The following is an 18,292-nucleotide window of genomic DNA, read 5'->3' as shown; positions in this document are numbered from 1 at the left end:
GATTATACTTAACCCTCTCAACGTCTGATTATTATCGCCGGGAATTCGAAGGAAAAAAGGACACAATCCCCAATGGAAGGGATGTGTCCTGAATAAAAACAATACATTGTTGGGAGTGTGTCCGGCTAGTCGACATAACCTTACTCTTCCGAAGATTTGCGGTTGTTTAACAGCTTTGGAATCCTCACGGTCACGGTCGTCCCATGGCCGAACTGGCTTTCTATGGCGATCCCGTAACCCTCTCCGAACAATAGCCGGAGCCTGTTATGGATATTGGAAAGTCCGATGCTTGTAGCAGGTTGGCCATCTGGTGCAGGTTCAGGGGATGCCATGCCCAGCTTAGCCTGAATGGAAGCCAATTGCTCCGGCTCCATTCCCTTCCCGGTATCCGTGATTTGGAAGCACAAGTCCCCATGCGCATCTATGCTCCCGGTAACTTGAAGCCGGCCCCCTAGATCCATCCGCTCCAGCCCATGATAGACCGCATTCTCCACAATGGGTTGGAGAATCATCTTGGGGGTTTGCATCTCCAGGAGTCCCTCGTCCACATCGATCTCGATGATAAATTTATTCTCGTACCGGATGGCGATAATGTTCATATAAGCCTGAATACAGTCCAGTTCATCCTCTACCCGTACAAGATTATCTTTTTTTATACTGTACCGGAATATTTTGGACATGCAAGACGCGATTTGCGCGATCTCCCTGCTTCCGTATTCCAATCCGATGCTGCTGATGCAATTGAGCGTATTATAGAGAAAATGGGGGTTGATCTGACTTTGCAGGGCAGCAAACTCCGCCTGTTTTTGACTCAGCTCAGATTCGTATAATCTGGCCTGGGTATTGATCATATCTCTTGCCATCTCTTCCCTTTCATTGATGACCCGGTTAATGTCGCAGGCCAGCATGCCTACTTCATTGGTAGACCGGACTTTAATGCGGAAGCCCATGTCCCGGCTCCCCACTCTCTTCATATCCAGAACAAGTCCCATCACCGGACGCATCAGATTGTTCATAAAGAAACTGCCCATGATAAGCATGCCTAGAATCATCCCAATCCCGACGATAATGCTGACTTTCCGTATAGGGTTCATGTCTGCAGTAAGCTCTTGCACTGGAATCATACTCACAACCCGCCACCCGTCTGCCTGCTCCAAATCCTTAACCTGGACAAGAATATCTTCCCCATCGATCGTTGTTTTGACCCCGTTAAGCAGGATGCCCTTATCCATAGACAGAACTTCCCTGAATAACGCACCTCGGGCATTGGAATTGGTGGAAGCAATCACCTCATCCCGGCTATTCACAATGTACAAGGTTGAGTTGGGCGTTAATTCCGTATTTTCCACAAGCCCCTGCATTTTGCCCATATTGACCAAAACGGTACAGTAACCCGTAATTTGGGAGAAGTAGATTCCCCCGATGGCCTCCACAATCGGCGCTATAAAAAAGAATTGTTCCGTTCCTGTTCTGTCGTCTTTTAGAATCGAGGTGAACATCCCCTTGTCCCGCAGCGAAGGATCTTCCTTATACTTCTGGATAAAGGTATCGTAACGATTAAGAAAAAAAATATCTCCGCTTGCTGATGCCGAACTGTAAAGCCGTCTTCCCCGAATATCATTAATTACGATTCCGTCTACATACGAATTAAAGGATCTCATATATTCCATGAGATCCAATGCATTTGGACCGCTGTTAAACGCCCTTTTGTAATCATCATCCACTACAGAAAATTCCTGAACCCGTCTGCTATTGACCGCAATGCTGGTGCTGACCCTGATATCACTAAATGCAGAATCAATTTTGCGGCGTGTTTGTTCTATCATCTGGTTACTGTAATGGGCGGCTCTCTTCTGGGTCAAATTAGAGAAACTATAATAATAATAAAATTCCATGACAGTAAAAATGATGATGGAGAAAAAAAAGATAAGCCATATCTGATGCTTCAATTTCAGTTTACTGATCTTCATGGCCCGCCGCTCCGTTCATATCAACTTTTTCTGAATTTGGCGGGGGTCATCCCGCAATGCTTCTTGAACACTTTATTGAAATAATAATAATCGACATACCCGGCCTGAATGGCCACTTCTTCAATGGATAGATCCGTCCGCTTCAGGAGCTCACGGGCTTTCTTGATTCTCAGCTCCGACACATATTCAGAGAAGGTTTTGCCCAGATTTTTTCTGAATAATTGACAGCAATACACCTGGTTAATAAAGAATTGGGCTGATAAATCCTTCAAATACAATTTCTGCTCAAAATGATGGTTGATATAATGGATCATCCTGTTGAAGCAGGACTGGATGTCCCCTTCCTGCATAGAGCGGCTGTTTCCTATCCTGATTGAGTCGAGAACCTCATGTAAAAAGCTGCATAACGACTCAAAGTGTTCAAATCGTTCCTTGATCTCGGAATAATTCAGGAATTCCAGTTCCATATCCTTCAATTCCTCAGAATATGCTTTGATAAGGATCCCGACGGCTTGATTCCACAGGTAGACAACCTCAGACATGCCAAGACGATGATCCCTGAAATATGCCTGCAGCCCTTTAATATACGCTTCCACATCGTCAAATTGATTTCCCTGAAGGATGTGGTGGATTTCATCGATACATGGCTTCACCAGATGAAGCTTCGGCTCGTAGTGAACGACGCCCCCAGCTTCTTCAAGAAAAACCTGGGAAGCGGACAGGTCAGCTTCTTTAATGAGCTTGCTCATGTGCTTTAGTTGATTAGAGATGCTGCTGACGCCCATAACATGGATGCCCGTCTTATTCAGAACCCACTTATCCGACAGTCCTTCCAGACAAGCCCTATACTCCGTCATCAGGACAACTAGCATTTTTCGGGCTCCGGCTTCAACTTCCACAACATGAACAGGCTTTCCCTCCAAAGAAAGCAGGTTCCTAATATTTTTATTTTCTCCCTCGAAATAGATGGTCAACACCTGATAATAGTACACAGCTGCATCATCGGGAAGCGGTAGGAAGCTCTTGATCGCGTCCTCATTCACCGAGGTCAGTGCATCCAGAAGAAGTTGGTTGCGTACTGTGCTTCTTCGGGAGAAGTGCATGGCCAGCTTCGCAATGAAGGGGTCAGCCTTATCGATATCCAGGGGTTTCAGGAAATAATCCAGCGCGCCATAGCGCAGCGCTTCCTGGGCATATTCAAATTCCGCATATCCGCTTACGATGACAAACTCAATGTCCAGCCCTTCTACTTTGGCCCTCTTCATCAGATCCAGTCCGGATATCTCGGGCATACGGATATCCGTAAATACCAAATCGGGTTCATTCGCTTTTATGGCATCCCATGCGGTGTAAGCGCTTTTAAATTGTCCGATAATTTCAAATCCATATTTATCCCAATCGAAGGCGTTGCGGATTCCTTTAATTGCCCACGGCTCATCATCTACAATCATGACCTTGTACATGGGTATCCTCCTGAACATATGGATTCCCCCGAATAATTGCAAAATTATTCGGGAACAGCAACGAAATAAGGATAAACCACAGACTGGTTTATCCTTATGCCATGGATTACTTGCTCTGTGCTTTGATATCTCTATAATTCTTTATATTCTCATCCTGAACAGCCTGACCGCCGGCGTCCATATATTCTTTCACCAGCTTGTCGTACAAGGCGTCGAACTCTGCCGGCTTGGCAACGACCAGCCTGTCACTCATCTGTTTGTTCATGTCACCCAACGTTTTGCCGTACTTGATACTAGCTTCGTTCGAGACGCCGTAATAGAAGCCTGTATAACCATCCGTCGTATTGATCTTGTATGAATCGACAGCCAGTTTTTCATAGCTCTGATCTCCGGCTGCTAAGGCTGCTGCGTACGTTCGGACATTCTTTTCGGTATCGCCCAGCTCTGCACCGTTTACAATTAGAGTATAATCCATATTCAGATTGCTCGTTTGCATATTTTCGCCGGTTTGCGCAATCCCTTGCGGGATCCCGTTTACAAGCTTATGGTTGACGCCTTCTTCACCAAACTGAAGGAAGAACATCACCTCCGGATCAGCCATCCAGTTCAGATACTTTATGGCCAGCTCCGCATTCTTGCTGCTTTTCGGGATGAAGGAGAAAATCCCGTTTTCGTTGTACATCTCTTTCAGGTATTTCCCCTCATCGTTTTTGAAGGTATCTACAGCAACATAGTTGGCATCAGGTGCATTTTGCTTCAGTGGTTCACGAATTTTTTGTGAAAGTGGATAATCCCAGTTGGCAGCGTAGAAGCCTACCTTCCCATTGGTCACATCGGCATCCGCTTGTTTGGTTGTTTTATCCAGCGCAAAGTCGGGGCTGATCAGCTTTTCATTGTACAGTTTGTTCAGCCATTTATACGCATCCTTGGTGCCGGGCTTCAGCCAATTGGTGGTGGTAACGAATTCCTCCTCCGACATCGGACCCCAGAACGAAGGAATCAGGTTGCCAAAGGTGTAGTTCATGCCGGAAGCCGCAGTTGCCCACGGAATGACACCATCCACATTACCCGGGTTCTTGTCACGGAAAGCAACGAGGGTATTATATAATTCATCCCGATTCGTAGGAACAGGCATTCCCAGCTTATCCAGCCAATCCTTGCGGATAAACATGCCGTTCCAAGCAATCAAAGTCCGTTTGCCTGGGATCGAGATTTGTTTGCCCTCATATTTCCCGTAGGAAAGAACTTTCTCGCCCAGATAAGACTTTAATTGCTGGCCATGCTTCTCCAACAATTCATCCAGTGTATAGAGGCCACCGCTTTTTGCGAAACGGGTTACGGTATTCCCGTCGTAGGTGAAGGAAATATCAGGAGCCTCGTTGGCAGCCATCAAAACATTCAGCTTGTCGACTTCTTGGGAACGGGGGACAGGAACAAATTTTACAATGGCGTTATTAGGCTTCCCGAATTTTTCATTGACATATTTGGTCCACGTGTTGTTGTTCAAGTCCGGTTGTCCCTGAATACCTCTGTCAAACACTTCCACTGTCAAGGTTACTGGGGAACCGGAGCCCGTTTCCGATGCGTTGGACCCTTTTGATACCGTCTCCCCATTGTTATTGCCTGCACCACCACAGCCTGCCACTCCTACGGCTAGAAGCACTGTGCTAAATAGAATTGTTGCTTTCTTCTTTATGCCCTTATACACTTTAACCACCCTTTCGTTCTGGTAATTGATTCTCTTAAATCATCCGCAAGGCCGGGATCCTCCCTTCATCATAATCTGTTTCCCCATCACCCCTTGATAGCCCCAGTCATCACACCATCCACGAAATACTTCTGCAGTTTAGGATAGATCAGCAAAATCGGAATCGTTGTAAACATGACACTTGCCGCTTTCAATGACTCAGGGACAATATAGGAGCCGACACTTCCTTCCCCTCCTTGTTGGCTATCCAACTGCTGATTGGCCGAAATGATCTGGTATAGCTTCATCTGCATAGGGTACAGCTCTTTTTTCGTAATGTAGAACAGCGCATCCTGGAATCCATTCCATCTGTCCACCGCATAGAAAAGGCTTAATGTGGCGATCGATGGCAACGAAAGGGGAAGCACAATCTTTATGAGAATGCCCAGATCCGAACACCCGTCAATGGCTGCCGATTCCTCCAAGCTCTCCGGAAGGTTGCTGAAGAAGGTTTTCAGGATGATCATATTAAACACGCTCATGGCACCCGGCAAAACCAGGCTCCAAACCGAATTCATCATGCCCAGGTTTTTAACCAGAATATAGGAGGGAATTAAACCGCCGCTGAAATACATGGTGAAGACCAACGCCGTCAAAATAAAGTTTCTTCCCTTCAGCCGCTTCTTCGTTAACGGATACGCTGCACATATGGTCAGGAACATGCATACCAAAGTGTAGAATATCGTAAGCACAATACTGTATCCAAGCGTATACAGCATATCCATATCGCTCAATATGGTTTTGTACGTTTCTGCTGTGAAGTCTACTGGCCACAGTCCTACCTTTTGAGAAATAATCGCTTCGTTGGAACTGAAAGAAAGCGCAATCATGTACAGGAACGGTACGATACATGTGAAGGACAATGCCACGATAAATACAATGATGGCCATATCCGCTACAGTCATTTTTTTCATCTTGCCCCTATTGCTCGCCACCCTCACCATATCCCATCCTCGCCTAGTTTTTTCGCAACAAAGTTTGCAGATAACAGCAGGATCAGGCCGACCACGGATTGGAACAATCCTACCGCCGTTGCCTGGGAGAAATCACCCGAACTAATACCAACTCTATACACGAAAGTACTGATAACATCAGAATAATCGCTAACCAGTGAATTCCCCATCACAAAGGGACGGTCAAATCCTATAGAAACCATTCTGCCGATTTGGAGAATCAGCAAAATATTGATGGTTGATTTAATGCCAGGCAGTGTAATATGCCACATTTTGCGCAGCCTGCTGCAGCCATCAATATCGGAGGCTTCATACAACTCCCTATTGATTCCGGTAATGGCCGCCAAATAAATGATGGTGCCCCATCCGATATTTTGCCATACGCCAACAGCAATATAAGTAATCAGCCAAGGTGTTTTCCGCGACAGAAACTCGATTCTTTCCAAACCCAAGCTCGACAGAAAATTGTTGATCATGCCGCCGTTGGAAAACATCAGATAGACCATACCGCCAATAATAACCCAGGACAAAAAGTGGGGCAGATACAACACGGTCTGGGTCATTTTCTTGAATTTTGCTTGTCTTACTTCATTGAGCAAAATCGCCAGAAGAATGGGCGCTGGAAAACCCGCGATCAAGTCCAGAACATTCAGGACCAGCGTATTCTTCAATGCACGGTAGAAGCTGTCCTGCTCAAAAATAAACCGGAACACATCCAGTCCTACCCATTCGCTCCCTCTAATTCCTTCAAAAATGTTGTAATCTTGGAATGCCATCACAAGGCCATAGATGGGTGCATACTTGAAAATCAGGATATACGCCATAGGCAGCAGCAAGAGAAAATATAACAGACCGTCTCTTTTGATGTAGTACAGAACGTTATTTTTCCTTTTTGTTGCGCCATACTTTCGGGAGCTGTCTAAAACCGCTTTCATTTTTCCCATCCCTCCGCCTGTAATAAGGAGCTCTCATGTTTATCATTTTACCTTCAGGATCAAATAAAAAAATGTACTCCCTTAAATCAATTTGGTAATAACTTAAAAAGGTAGTTGTATGTAAACTGTAGAGTGAGGAAATTAGTCAGGTAAACAATATAAAGAACCAGAGACCATATGGTCCTGGTTCATTCAAAGTAGGTAGCATGCCTTCCAAAATACATTAGGTTAAACCTCGACATTGTAAAAAGAAGAGCCCTGAAGGAACGCCTCTAATTGGTCGGTCTACCGTTATTTGTGCGCATAGTGGCAGGCAGCTCGAATCGGCTGTAGCCCTCCATCCTGAACAGCCGGGTCGGCGTCGCCCAAGGAAGCGGATATTCACTGTACAGTTGCCGCTTCGCTGCCGCGTCTCTCATCTTCTCGGACAAGCTGGGCAGCAAGCGCACCGTGGAATCTCCATCCTCCCGCTCGGTCACGAATTGGCCGGGAATGGCACGAACGGCGCGAGCCGACTCATAGGCGCCGTTGGATACCAGCACGAAGCTTCGGCTTGCCTTGAGCGGCGAGAAGAGTGGTTTCCCTGGGGTTTCAATCGCTTCCATCAGGTTCAGATACATGCTGCACATCAAATCGGTCGGACCAAACGCCAAATCCTCTTTGGCGTCCCGTGCGCGAATGGTCAGCTTGTTCTGGTAATTCCAATGCGCTTCCCCTCGCGTTCCGTACACGGCAATCGAAGGCACTTCGCTGACTTCGTGACAAAGCATGGCGTAAAAATGAACGCTCACACCGTTAGCCATAACGGCGCGAATACAGGAGACATCGTCCCCCTCGATGTCATTGACGTGGTAAAGCTCGGCCTGCACCGATTCCGGGTACAAGCCTGCGGCGCCTCCTCCGGCCGCCAGCAAGCTATGGTGCAGCAAGTGGGCGAACGGATTGTTGAACGTCCCGTCCAGCACATACTGGCCGTCGCTGATCAGTCTGCCGGCCCAGCGGGTTCGATCGTAGTAAGAGCGAAGCCGTTTCCACATGCCAATGCCGACCACATGCTCCACCTGCCCAAGCACACCGGAGCCGATCCTTTCCAGCAGCGTTCGGAACGCCTGGCCCGACGTATTCTGGAAGTTCACCTGGCACAAGCGCCCGGTCTCCATCTGCACCGCGATCATCTCATCCAAGTCCTGAATCGTTACCGCCGGGGGCTTCTCCACCAGCACGTGAAAGCCCATCCGCATCACCTGGATGCACATCGGCTTGTGGGAGGAGATCGGTGTGACGATGACGACGAAATCGATATCCGGATGCAGCGTGAGCATCTGCACGTAATCCATATAATGGACGGCCCCAAGCGCGGTCAGCTTGTCGTAAGACTCCTGATGAGCGCCGACATTCGGCTCCGCAAAAGCAGCAACCTGCAGGCTACCCTCTTCGACCAGCTTCTGCATGACTTTCACATGTTCAGCGCCGAATCCCCCGATCCCGATCAGCGCGGTGCGACAAATCTTCACATTCCTTCCCTCCAAAGCTATGCCTTGACGAGCCGGCGATTCTCCCGGCCCGCCAAAGCTGCAAATTTATAATTCATACATGCTGCAAATAACGTTCCTTGATGAGCCTGAGCGCCTCGTCTCCCGGCATATCCCATACCTGACGGTTGAAGATTTCTACCTCGATCGCCCCCGCGTAACCGGCCGCTTCAACGGCATGACGCATCCGGCGCAACTCGATAAAGCCGTCCCCCATCATCCCTCTGCCCATCAGCAGGTCGGGTACCGGCACGATCCAATCGGAGACGTGGAAGCCGAGTATACGCCCCCTGGCCCGCTCAATTTGCGCGTACAGCTCGGGGTCCCACCAGACGTGGAACGCATCGACGACGACGCCGACGTCTTGCGGGTCATGCTGCTCCGCAAGCGTGTTGGCTTGCGCCAGCGTGTTGATGACGGAGCGTTCAGCGGCGTACATCGGGTGCAAAGGCTCGATGCCGAGCTTGACTCCGTGCGAGCGGGCGAACGGCACAAGTTCCGCGATCGCTTCTTCGACCGTCTTGCGGGCGAAATCGATATCCCGGTCTGGCGCCGGTCCGCAAACGAGCACAAGCACATCGGTGCCGAGCTCGGCCGCTTCCTCGACAGCGCGGCGATTGTCGTCCAACCGCTCTTTGCGCGCAGGCGCGGTGGCCGCCGGAAAATAACCCCCACGGCACAGGCTGGAGACACGCAGGCCCGCGTCCCGCACAAGCCGCTTGCTCTCGGCCAGGCCGGTCTCGGCCACTTTATGCCGCCACAGCGCGATCCAAGGCACTTCGGCGCGAACGCATGCTTCCACGGCCTCACGCATATTCAGCCGATCGGTCGTAATCTGGTTCAAGCTGAGTCTGTCTATGGAACGAAGCGGTTCCATACTGATCCCTCCTTGATTTCAAACATCTCTATCAATGATTACGGCCGAATACCCGCCAGCGCCAAGACAGGCTTCATCCGTTCGGCGGCAAGCTCCGGATCGGCCAATAGCCCGGCCCTGTCGGCAAGCACGAACAGCTCGGCCAAATGGACGATCGAGCGCGATCCCTCCGCTCCCCCGATCATGCGGAAATGCGGTTGGTGGCCGTTCAAGTAGGCCATGAACACAATTCCCGTCTTGTAGGCGTATGTCGGCTTCTGGAAAATATGGCGCGACAAGGCAACGGTAGGCTCCATAATCGCCTCATAACTGACCAGATCGCCTGCATTTAGCGCATGAAGCGCCTGGGCGGCGGCCGGCGCGATCGCGTCGAATATGCCGAGCAGCGCATGGCTGTAGCCCTGCTCATCACCTTTGATCAGTTCCGGGTAGTTGAAGTCGTCCCCGGTGTACATCTTGACGCCTTCCGGCAGCAGCCGGCGCATCTTGATTTCTTTACCGGCATCGAGCAGCGAGATTTTAATTCCGTCGACCTTGTCCGCGTTTGCCCGAATGACGCGCAAACAAACGTCCATCGCCTCGTCCAGATCGTCCTTGCATCCCCAATAGCCGGCCAGAGCGGGATCGAACATATCGCCAAGCCAATGCAGAATGACCGGCTGTTTCACCTGTCCCAAAATGCGCCCATACACCCGCTCGTAATCCTCGGGCCCTTTCGCGCAAGCGGCAAGCGCACGGCTCGCCATCAGAATGACTTGACCGCCCTCACCTTCGATGAAGCCGACTTGCTCTTCATAGGCGGCTTCCACGTCGGCGATCGTGACCGACGGTCCCGGAAACAGATGGTCGGTTCCCGCGCCGCAGGCGATTTTGCCGCCGACTGAGCGCGCTTCCGTGATCGAAGCGCGGATAAGCTCCTTCGAGCGGTTCCAGTCGAGGCCCATGCCGCGCTGCGCGGTATCCATCGCTTCCGCTACGGCCAGACCGAGCGACCACAAATGGTGCCGGTAGGCGAGCGTCGAGTTCCAGTCAATCTGCGAATGATGCAGCGGATCTGCGTCCGCAAACGGATCGCAGACGACATGGGCGGCCGAGAAGGCGATGCGGCCCGTAAACGGCTTGGCCGGCACGGAGAACGAGCCTGCTTTGCCCGGAGTATATTCATACAACGCTCCCCCTGCGCGGGGGAGGAGCAACGATTTGGCCATCTGTATTCCCCTCCTTAAGAGGTAATTAAAAAATCGGCTTTTGATCACGAAGTATAGCTATGAAGCTTACTCGACGTCGAATCTTGAATTCAGCCGGGCCTTCCGCTACTCACGTAGGCTCACCTACGCTGCGTTGCTCAGTCCCTAGCTTCATCCAACCTTCTCGGTGCTGAAAAGCCGATTTTTTTAGTATTTATTTTTACAGGCTCAGCTTCGGCACTTCGATCCAGCGGCGTTCCTGCCACGACTGCAAGCTGAGATCGGCAAGCTGGGTGCCCTTCGCGCCTTCGAGCAAATCCCACGGAAACGGCGTGCCGATGACGACATGCTTCAAGAAGAGTTCCCATTGCACCTTGAACGCGTTGTCATATGACGCGTTGTCCGGCACCTCCACCCATTGGTCACGGAACCGGAATGGGTTCGGAATGTCCGGATTCCATACCGGCTTCGGCGTATTGACCCGATGCTGCGTCTTGCAGTCCCGCAAACCCGCCACGGCGCTGCCTTCGGTGCCGTCGACCGTAACCGTGAGCAGATCGTCGCGGTCTACGCGCACCGCCCAAGACGAATTGGCCTGCACGATAATGCCGCCTTCCAGCTCAAATATGGCGTACGCCGCATCGTCCGCCGTGCATTCGTACGGAACGCCCTGCTCATCCAGACGTTTCGGAATATGTGTAGCGGCAAGACAGGAAACAGCCTTCACTTCCCCGAACAAATTCTCGAGAACATAGCGCCAGTGTGCAAACATGTCGACGATAATACCGCCGCCGTCTTCCTTGCGGTAGTTCCACGATGGCCGCTGACCCGGCTGCCAGTCGCCCTCGAACACCCAATAGCCGAACTCCATCCGCACGGACAGGATGCGCCCGAAGAAGCCGGAGTCGATCAAGCGCTTCAGCTTGAGCAATCCGGGCAAAAACAATTTGTCTTGCACGACGCCGTTTCTCACCCCGGCCTTGGCGGCGACGCGCGCCAGTTCGAGCGACCCTTCCAGATCGACGGCCGTCGGCTTCTCGCAATAAATATGCTTGCCCGCGGCGATCGCCTGCTTGATGCTTTCGGCGCGGCGTACCGTCGTCTGGCTGTCGAAATAAATTTCATTGTACGGATCGGCGAGGCAAACTTCAAGATCGGTACTCCAACGTTCGACGCCGTGGGCGGCGGCCAGCGCCTGCAGCTTGTTCTCCTGCCGGCCGACCAGAATCGGGTCGGGCATTACGACGTCTCCGCCCGGAAGCGCGACGCCCCCCTGCTTGCGAATCGCAAGAATCGAACGGACCAAATGCTGGTTGGTCCCCATTCGTCCGGTAACGCCGTTCATAATAATGCCGATTTTGCGAACTGCCATCGTTCATTGCTCCCTTCGCTTCGTATATCCGTATTGTAGTCGATGCGAAACCGCTTTTCTTACAATTCCGGGAACACGATTCTCAATTTCGGAAGCGAATTGTCCGAGCGAAGCAATATCCCCCGCCGGCGCTCAGCCGATGGGGGATGAAGGGGGAATCGCGTTTCAATTAGTCGGCCGGTCGGCCGTTGATCACATTCTTGTTCGTTTGATCGTACGTTTGTGCGCTCGCTTGTCCGTTTGACGCAAGACTCCCTGCCTATTCGGCTTGCACGGGCGTGTTCAGCTCCCGGTACGTTTTCGGCGACAGCTTGGCGACGGCTTTGAACGACCGGTAAAACGTGGATACGGAGTCGTAACCGACCTCGAAGCAGATCGAAATAATGTCCTTGCCCGTTTCCGCCAGCAGCTTCTGAGCAACGCGGATGCGTACCTCGGTCAAATATTGCATCGGCGTCATGTCGTACCGTTCCTTGAAGATGTTGTTTACGTGCCGCGTGCTGATGCCCAGCTTGGAGGCGATGTTCCCCGCGGTCAGCGGATCGAAATACTTCGAATCGATGTAGCTGCGAATTTTCTCGGCGCGCAGCCTGTTGGAGCTGGAGCCCGCTCCGGCTCCCTCCGTTCCGGCCGATCGAACCAGCAAGAGCAGCAGCTGAGACAGCTGGACCTTGAGCGAAAGCCGGACGAGCGGCGACAGCTCCCTGGACTGCTCGAACAGCATTTTCCTCAGCAGCTGACGCAGTTCGCTCGCGGCAAACAATCCCGGCTTCATCAGGCAGGAGGCCGGAAAGTAGGCGTGGAGCAGCTGCGCCCTCATATCCGGATCGAGCACTTCCTCGTCAAACGCCAACACTAGCAAGGTCAGCCTGGAGTCGGACATGACCGAGTGGACGGAATACGGCACGACCAGCGCCGTATCGTCGACCGCCAGATTCCGTACTTCCCCGTCCAGCCGGATCGTGCCTTCGCCCTCCAGCACAAACAGCAGTTGGTACGTCTGATGATAGTGCTCGGACACGAGATGGCCGCCCGTATGCTTCTGCTCGTATAAGTCTATCGCATTCCTGGACAAGTCGATCCATTTAATCGTCACGGCGAAACCTCCGTTTTTTGAAGCGTTTCATTTAAAGCCATTTTAGCGCGATCGGCGGCTTAGGTACAACATTTTAGAATAAACGCAACCCGGACACCGCAAGTCCCCCCGGGCTGCAGATTTATTTGTGCTAAATGCCTTCACGGATGGAGTCTCCAACGATTTGGCGGAGGGTAAAAAGGAAGATCGGGTATGGTTCTTCTGTCGCCCGCTTGCGCGTGCCCTGAGACGAAATAGACGTATACGCAGAAAAATTGTATCAAGCATCGAAAAAGTTTATTGAATAACCACACCTTATGCCGTTGCTTGTAACACGGTTCACCGTAACCAGCATGAAGCTAAATCAAATGGCACCATTTGGGGTGCCATTTGATTTGGTTCGAAGTTAAAAAAACCTTTCTCTCCGAGCGGCTTCTATTCTTCGTCTGCCCGTTCCAACAAATAAAACATATAATCCGTCGGAACCCCGGCATACCCTTGCTGCCTCAGCATCGCGGTCACATTGCCCCGGTGATACGTCCCATGGTTGACCACATGCTGGAGGATTTCGGCGAAATGCGTATCGAGACGGCCGTACTTTGGATGCTCGATCGTCATCGCTTTGTCCGGGTCAGGCGTACGCCGCAGCAAATCGCGGAACTGTTCAGCAGCGCCGGCGAACAGCCGCCGCATCTCGTCCACGGTTTTGCCCTGCGCTTCCTCCGTCCAGCCCGGCATCTTCGGAAAAATCTCCCCGTTCGGAATTTCTGCGAGTACGGACATATAAAGCTGTTCAAACAAGTACATGTGTCCAAGAGTTTGCGCTACGGACGGGAACACGCTGGTCACTTCCGCATGGAACACTTCCTTCGGAAGCTGCTCCAGGTGGGCGAACAGCCGCTCGTTCGCCCAAACATGATATTCGTACAAATGATGCGAGTGCTCACGCATAGACATGGATGGATTCACCTTTCCTTTATTCGTCGTTGTTTGGCTGCCACAGCCTTGTCTCTATCGTATACCGGGTTCGCTGACAACTGCTGTCAGCGAAGTTCAATCGGGATCGCCTTCGTAATGTTTGGCGATTCCGTAGGCCATTTCCCGGATCCGGCGCTTCAGCTCCAGCGGCTCCCGAACGCGAATGGCCGTGCCGAACGTGATCAGATACTTCGGAAGGTACATGTCCATCGTCGGGACGTCGAGCAGAAACCGCGCCTCCCGATACCGGTATACGGTGCGGACGCTGATCTCCAAACTGTCCGCGATCTGCGCGGCGGTGAGCTTCCTTCCGGATCGCAGCATCCAAAGTATGGACAGCATATTATCCCATTTCGCCACCCTGGACCCCCCTTTGGCTACTAGATCCAAACATCATTAGCTGCTGTTAATTCCGACTCAGCTTCGCCTGTGTTTACTACCCCACTAGGTTCCACCAACATGATACAGCACTCCTTGTTGGCGAAAGGTTTGTGTTCGAGCCCTTTTGGCACAATAAACATCTCGCCCCGGGAGATTTTCACCTGACCATCTCGGAAATCGATAAACATCTCTCCTTCGAGTACGATAAACTCCTCGTCGGTATCCTGATGACTGTGCCATACAAAATCTCCTGCAATCTTGACCAATTTAAACTGATAGTCATTCATTTCACCAATAACTTTAGGGGACCAATGATCATTGAACTTGGATAACTTCTCTTTTAGATCAATAGCTTGATAGTGAATGTTAATCCCTCCTAGTTCTTTACTTTCAATATACCAGATAAGTAAAGGCACCCGTTAGGGTGCCCAATGAGATGATTTTATTAGGGGTTATGCGCAAGTTCAACCTCTTTTTTTCGTTCTGGTTTACGGGAACGTTTAAAGGCAGATGCAAGCAAGACCAAAAGGCCGCAGACGCCGATCCAAATCAAGGCGAATGTAGGATGATTCATGCGCAGGCCTTGCCCAAAGAAAAACAACTCGCGCAACCCATCAACCATGAAACGCATCGGTAGCCATGATAGTACCCATTCACGATAAAACGGAGATAATAACTCGGGAGCAAAACTAAGAAGCGGCGCACCGATAAATAAGAACAATACAAAAATAATCATGCCTTTAAAACCAATCCACGAGAAGACCGCAGCTATCATGAGAAAAAAAGCCAAATAAACAATAGCCAAGAATAAAGCCGTATCCGTGAAATGTGGAATGTGCAAGCCCCAACGCCCGGCGAACCAGGCGAGGCTGAATCCGCTCGCCAAAGCCATGACCGCTCCCCATAAGACTTGGACTATATTCGCCCGAAACCGTTCATTGCGGTTCGCGTAATTTGTTTTGTTTCTTACTAGCAAGAAAACCACGTTTCCGATCAGACTAGCCATCCACAAAGGCTGGAACATCAAAACCGGTGAATTCCCGTTCGCACTATGCGTGCCGATTGCATTCACATGGGTGACTTCGCTAACGATTGGCGAAGCCAATGCGGCGGCCTGTTTCGTTGAGATCCCAGCGCCTTGCCGCTCGAAAGCCGTTAATAGCTCAGTACGCATCTCCTCATTTACCCCACTAATCGCTTGATTTAGCATTTCCCCAGCCATACTCGATGCCGATGCATTCATGCCTTGGTTAACATAAATTCGCACCCGGGGTGCAGACGGATCCGGCGTCATCAGCGATGCCTGCTTCTCGCTAAAATCCTGGGGAATCACCAATGCAGCATAGTATTCTTGGTTATCAAGCCCTGCTTTTACTTCCTCTTCACTATCAACTTCGATCCATTTCATCGCCGGCTCTCCATCCGAATTCGCGAAGGTTGCCGACTGAATCTCAGACACAATCGTCTCGCCCATCTTGACGTTTGAGGCCGTCAAGCCTTGATCCTTAATCACAATGGCAATGGGCAAGTTATGGGGAGCAGGATTGATGCTGGGAATCATGGCAAGGCTAAAGATGAAGATGACAGCAATGACGATAAGGGGTAAGGCCACAATTAATCTATTTTTAAATAAGCCCATACGTTTTCCTCTGTCTTTCCTTGCGATTCAGCTGCACCAGCCTCAAAATCTACTGTTCGAATTTTTTCGTTTTTCCGCCGGCAGTATAGCCTCGATAACGTCCCAATGTTCGGCAATCTTCCCATCCTCCACGCGGAACAAATCGTAGAAAGCGGTAGGCTGTCCGTCGAAGAGCCCTTCACTCACCCCAAGCACAAAATTGCCTTGTCCGATGACCTGATGGACATGAGTATATTGAAATTCAATATTTCTCTCCTTAAGAGCCTGCAATGCAGCATGAAGACCGGAAAGGCCGTCCGCAATATGCGGACTATGCTGAATGTAGTTATCGCCAGCAAAGTAAGAGGCAAGCAGGCCGGGGTTCTTCCCAAGCAAGATGTTCTCGATATAGCTTTTGACAAATCCTTTGTTCGCATCGGTCTTGTCGATATCGCTTATCGCGACCGGCCCGTCAATCATCGTATGATGGCTTGGCGTCTTGTCCTCCATCTCTTGCAAATTGTCCCAATGCTCGACGATTAGTCCATTCTCAAAACGGAAAATATCAAAGGCGATTTTAGGGCCGTGAAAATCATATACAGAATGAAGAACCACATAATCTCCGTCGGCTAAAGCGCGTTTAACGGTTACCTTTGTACCTATTTCCTTCAAATGATCAAGCGCGCCAAGCATAGCCCCGCGGCCATCGGGCAAGGCCTGGTTGTGCTGAATATATTTATCGGGATTTACGTAAGCCGTAATCGCCTCGGGATTGCCGCTCTCAAAACTTTCCAGCACAGCGATGGCCTTACGGACAAGCTCATTTTGATGGTTGAATGTCATTAGAATATCCTCCTTGAGTCTATAGTCATTTAGATAAATAATGAACACAACGTTGTTTATTTATCTGTTGCTCATTATAATGAAGGTTAATACAGCGCTCAATATTTAATATTTTTAATTTTGAAGGATAACAGACAATTCATTAAACCTTTGTCGCTTAACGGTTAAAATTTAAGGCTGGGGGAACGAAAAAGTGAACAAAAAAACCGATCTGAGAATACTGCGCACGAACAAATCGATTCGAAAGGCGTTTTATGAGCTTATTCAGGAAAAAGGGTATGAAGCGATAACGATCCAGGATATTGCCGATCGGGCTATGATCAATCGAAACACTTTTTATCTCCACTATCAAAATAAACCTGATTTATTGGATACATGTATGAATGAGCTCCTGAGCGAATTAAAAGATGTAGCCGTTCATTGTCCAATCAGCGCGAGTCCCTTCAGCACTTCCAAACTCGAGACAGTCATGCAAGCTGTGTTGGAACATATTTCGTGCAACACTTCTTTTTACTATGCCATGTTGGTTGATGAGAATAGAATTTATCAGTTTCGAGATAAAATGGAAAAGATCATTAAAGATAAACTAAATGAGGGATGGAATCCCGCGGAGGGAAATTCGCCTTTAGCGATATCCAAGGAATTGCTGCTCGAATTCCTCGTATCGTCTTTCATGGGGATCGTCATTTGGTGGCTAAAAAACGATCAGCCTCTTCCTGCGGGTGAAGTTTCATCCCAGTTTAGCAGAATCGTCGCCTACGGGCATTGGAAAGCGGCCGGCATCGCCGTCGAGGAATAAAATGAGCAGAGGGCTTCTGCTTATTTCTCCAGCGCGTTGATCGCATACTTCAACTCGACGTCTTGTCCGTCCATCACGCTTTCTTTGAACGTTTCTTCATTTAGGGGGATTTGGATGCTTGCGAATATGCGCGTCGTCGTCCGCGACAAGAATTTTGGCCATCCTGTTGGTCCCCTTCAATCTTTCCCCTCACTTTATGTGAGATAACGGGCTTTTGAATGCATTATAACATGTAAAAAATGTAAACCGGGGGAAACAAATTCAAAACGGTTTGAGGGGGCCCTTTCCAATCTGTAGTCTACCCAGTGGACGTTTCTCTAACGGACACCAGCGACCTTATCCGCCCATTTCCCGGGTATTTCCCAGCCTAACGGACACACATGACCCTATTTCGCTCTAAACCCGTTCATCCACGCCGATTTGAGGTAAATAAGGTCTCCTCTGTCACTAGCCATGCGTAAAATCTAACATGAAACGTTAGGAATTAAAGGGAACGAAAAAGTTCAAGCACTTTCCAGGATTTGGTCTTCCCAAGTAAAAAAAATTCTCCTAATGTGGAAGT

16 protein-coding genes and 1 pseudogene are annotated in these 18,292 nt (G+C 50.1%); 1 reads left to right on the top strand and 16 read right to left on the bottom strand.

The genetic code is table 11. From position 1 onward, the window contains the following. Positions 1–140: 140 nt before the first annotated feature. From ACLD72_RS28325 to ACLD72_RS28255, 15 genes and pseudogenes are all read right to left on the bottom strand, one after another. Positions 141–1,670 (bottom strand): sensor histidine kinase, encoded by a 1,530-nt coding sequence (locus ACLD72_RS28325; protein WP_458476337.1) that lies wholly within the window; start codon positions 1,668–1,670, stop codon positions 141–143. Between the two features lie 320 nt (positions 1,671–1,990). Further along, positions 1,991–3,433, bottom strand: a complete 1,443-nt coding sequence (locus ACLD72_RS28320; RefSeq protein WP_411002354.1) for a response regulator — start codon at positions 3,431–3,433, stop codon at positions 1,991–1,993. Between the two features lie 106 nt (positions 3,434–3,539). After that, complete coding sequence (locus ACLD72_RS28315; protein WP_458476334.1) at positions 3,540–4,979, bottom strand: extracellular solute-binding protein; 1,440 nt, start codon at positions 4,977–4,979, stop codon at positions 3,540–3,542. A 248-nt stretch (positions 4,980–5,227) separates the two neighbouring features. Further along, complete coding sequence (locus ACLD72_RS28310) at positions 5,228–6,124, bottom strand: carbohydrate ABC transporter permease (protein WP_411002352.1); 897 nt, start codon at positions 6,122–6,124, stop codon at positions 5,228–5,230. Continuing rightward, a complete protein-coding gene (locus ACLD72_RS28305) occupies positions 6,118–7,068 on the bottom strand; it encodes an ABC transporter permease (RefSeq protein WP_411002351.1) in 951 nt (316 codons plus the stop codon). The genes ACLD72_RS28310 and ACLD72_RS28305 overlap by 7 nt, the downstream gene beginning before the upstream one ends. Positions 7,069–7,340: 272 nt before the next feature. Beyond that, positions 7,341–8,582 carry a Gfo/Idh/MocA family protein gene (locus ACLD72_RS28300; RefSeq protein WP_411002350.1) on the bottom strand — a complete coding sequence of 414 codons (1,242 nt, stop codon included), beginning with the start codon at positions 8,580–8,582 and terminating at the stop codon, positions 7,341–7,343. Positions 8,583–8,655: 73 nt separating this feature from the next. Further along, a complete protein-coding gene (locus ACLD72_RS28295) occupies positions 8,656–9,477 on the bottom strand; it encodes a sugar phosphate isomerase/epimerase family protein (protein WP_411002349.1) in 822 nt (273 codons plus the stop codon). Positions 9,478–9,515: 38 nt separating this feature from the next. After that, a complete protein-coding gene (locus ACLD72_RS28290) occupies positions 9,516–10,685 on the bottom strand; it encodes a dihydrodipicolinate synthase family protein (protein WP_411002348.1) in 1,170 nt (389 codons plus the stop codon). A 199-nt stretch (positions 10,686–10,884) separates the two neighbouring features. Continuing rightward, the gene (locus tag ACLD72_RS28285) at positions 10,885–12,036 is read right to left on the bottom strand and encodes a Gfo/Idh/MocA family protein (RefSeq protein WP_411002347.1); all 1,152 of its coding nucleotides are present in this window, start codon (positions 12,034–12,036) and stop codon (positions 10,885–10,887) included. A gap of 259 nt (positions 12,037–12,295) precedes the next feature. Continuing rightward, positions 12,296–13,132 carry an AraC family transcriptional regulator gene (locus tag ACLD72_RS28280; protein ID WP_411002346.1) on the bottom strand — a complete coding sequence of 279 codons (837 nt, stop codon included), beginning with the start codon at positions 13,130–13,132 and terminating at the stop codon, positions 12,296–12,298. Between the two features lie 414 nt (positions 13,133–13,546). Then, complete coding sequence (locus ACLD72_RS28275; RefSeq protein WP_411002345.1) at positions 13,547–14,068, bottom strand: DinB family protein; 522 nt, start codon at positions 14,066–14,068, stop codon at positions 13,547–13,549. A 234-nt stretch (positions 14,069–14,302) separates the two neighbouring features. Next, a pseudogene (locus ACLD72_RS28270) lies at positions 14,303–14,431 on the bottom strand (HTH domain-containing protein); the annotation flags it as partial. Positions 14,432–14,469: 38 nt separating this feature from the next. Then, positions 14,470–14,835: a cupin domain-containing protein gene (locus ACLD72_RS28265; protein ID WP_411002431.1), complete on the bottom strand. Its 366-nt coding sequence runs from the start codon at positions 14,833–14,835 to the stop codon at positions 14,470–14,472. An 80-nt stretch (positions 14,836–14,915) separates the two neighbouring features. Beyond that, on the bottom strand, positions 14,916–16,109 hold the full coding sequence (locus ACLD72_RS28260; protein ID WP_411002344.1) for a YhgE/Pip domain-containing protein: 1,194 nt from the start codon (positions 16,107–16,109) through the stop codon (positions 14,916–14,918). Positions 16,110–16,151: 42 nt separating this feature from the next. After that, on the bottom strand, positions 16,152–16,931 hold the full coding sequence (locus ACLD72_RS28255) for a nuclear transport factor 2 family protein (protein ID WP_411002343.1): 780 nt from the start codon (positions 16,929–16,931) through the stop codon (positions 16,152–16,154). Between the two features lie 193 nt (positions 16,932–17,124). Between ACLD72_RS28255 and ACLD72_RS28250 the strand changes: the two genes are divergently transcribed. Next, positions 17,125–17,730 carry a TetR/AcrR family transcriptional regulator gene (locus ACLD72_RS28250; RefSeq protein ID WP_411002342.1) on the top strand — a complete coding sequence of 202 codons (606 nt, stop codon included), beginning with the start codon at positions 17,125–17,127 and terminating at the stop codon, positions 17,728–17,730. 20 nt (positions 17,731–17,750) lie between these two features. Here ACLD72_RS28250 and ACLD72_RS28245 read toward each other — a convergent pair whose 3' ends face one another. Next, positions 17,751–17,879, bottom strand: a complete 129-nt coding sequence (locus tag ACLD72_RS28245) for a hypothetical protein (protein ID WP_411002341.1) — start codon at positions 17,877–17,879, stop codon at positions 17,751–17,753. Positions 17,880–18,292 lie beyond the last annotated feature (413 nt).

The sequence above is a fragment of the Paenibacillus lacisediminis genome (genome assembly GCF_046567315.2).
This window is presented reverse-complemented; position numbering and strand designations above follow the sequence as displayed.

Bases quoted from the DNA above. Each gene is read 5' to 3' on its own strand.
- ACLD72_RS28325 (WP_458476337.1), bottom strand. From the start codon at position 1,670: ATGGAATATATGAGATCCTTTAATTCGTATGTAGACGGAATCGTAATT.
- ACLD72_RS28320 (WP_411002354.1), bottom strand. From the start codon at position 3,433: ATGTACAAGGTCATGATTGTAGATGATGAGCCGTGGGCAATTAAAGGA.
- ACLD72_RS28310 (WP_411002352.1), bottom strand. From the start codon at position 6,124: ATGGTGAGGGTGGCGAGCAATAGGGGCAAGATGAAAAAAATGACTGTA.
- ACLD72_RS28305 (WP_411002351.1), bottom strand. From the start codon at position 7,068: ATGAAAGCGGTTTTAGACAGCTCCCGAAAGTATGGCGCAACAAAAAGG.
- ACLD72_RS28295 (WP_411002349.1), bottom strand. From the start codon at position 9,477: ATGGAACCGCTTCGTTCCATAGACAGACTCAGCTTGAACCAGATTACG.
- ACLD72_RS28290 (WP_411002348.1), bottom strand. From the start codon at position 10,685: ATGGCCAAATCGTTGCTCCTCCCCCGCGCAGGGGGAGCGTTGTATGAA.
- ACLD72_RS28285 (WP_411002347.1), bottom strand. From the start codon at position 12,036: ATGGCAGTTCGCAAAATCGGCATTATTATGAACGGCGTTACCGGACGA.
- ACLD72_RS28275 (WP_411002345.1), bottom strand. From the start codon at position 14,068: ATGTCTATGCGTGAGCACTCGCATCATTTGTACGAATATCATGTTTGG.
- ACLD72_RS28260 (WP_411002344.1), bottom strand. From the start codon at position 16,109: ATGGGCTTATTTAAAAATAGATTAATTGTGGCCTTACCCCTTATCGTC.
- ACLD72_RS28255 (WP_411002343.1), bottom strand. From the start codon at position 16,931: ATGACATTCAACCATCAAAATGAGCTTGTCCGTAAGGCCATCGCTGTG.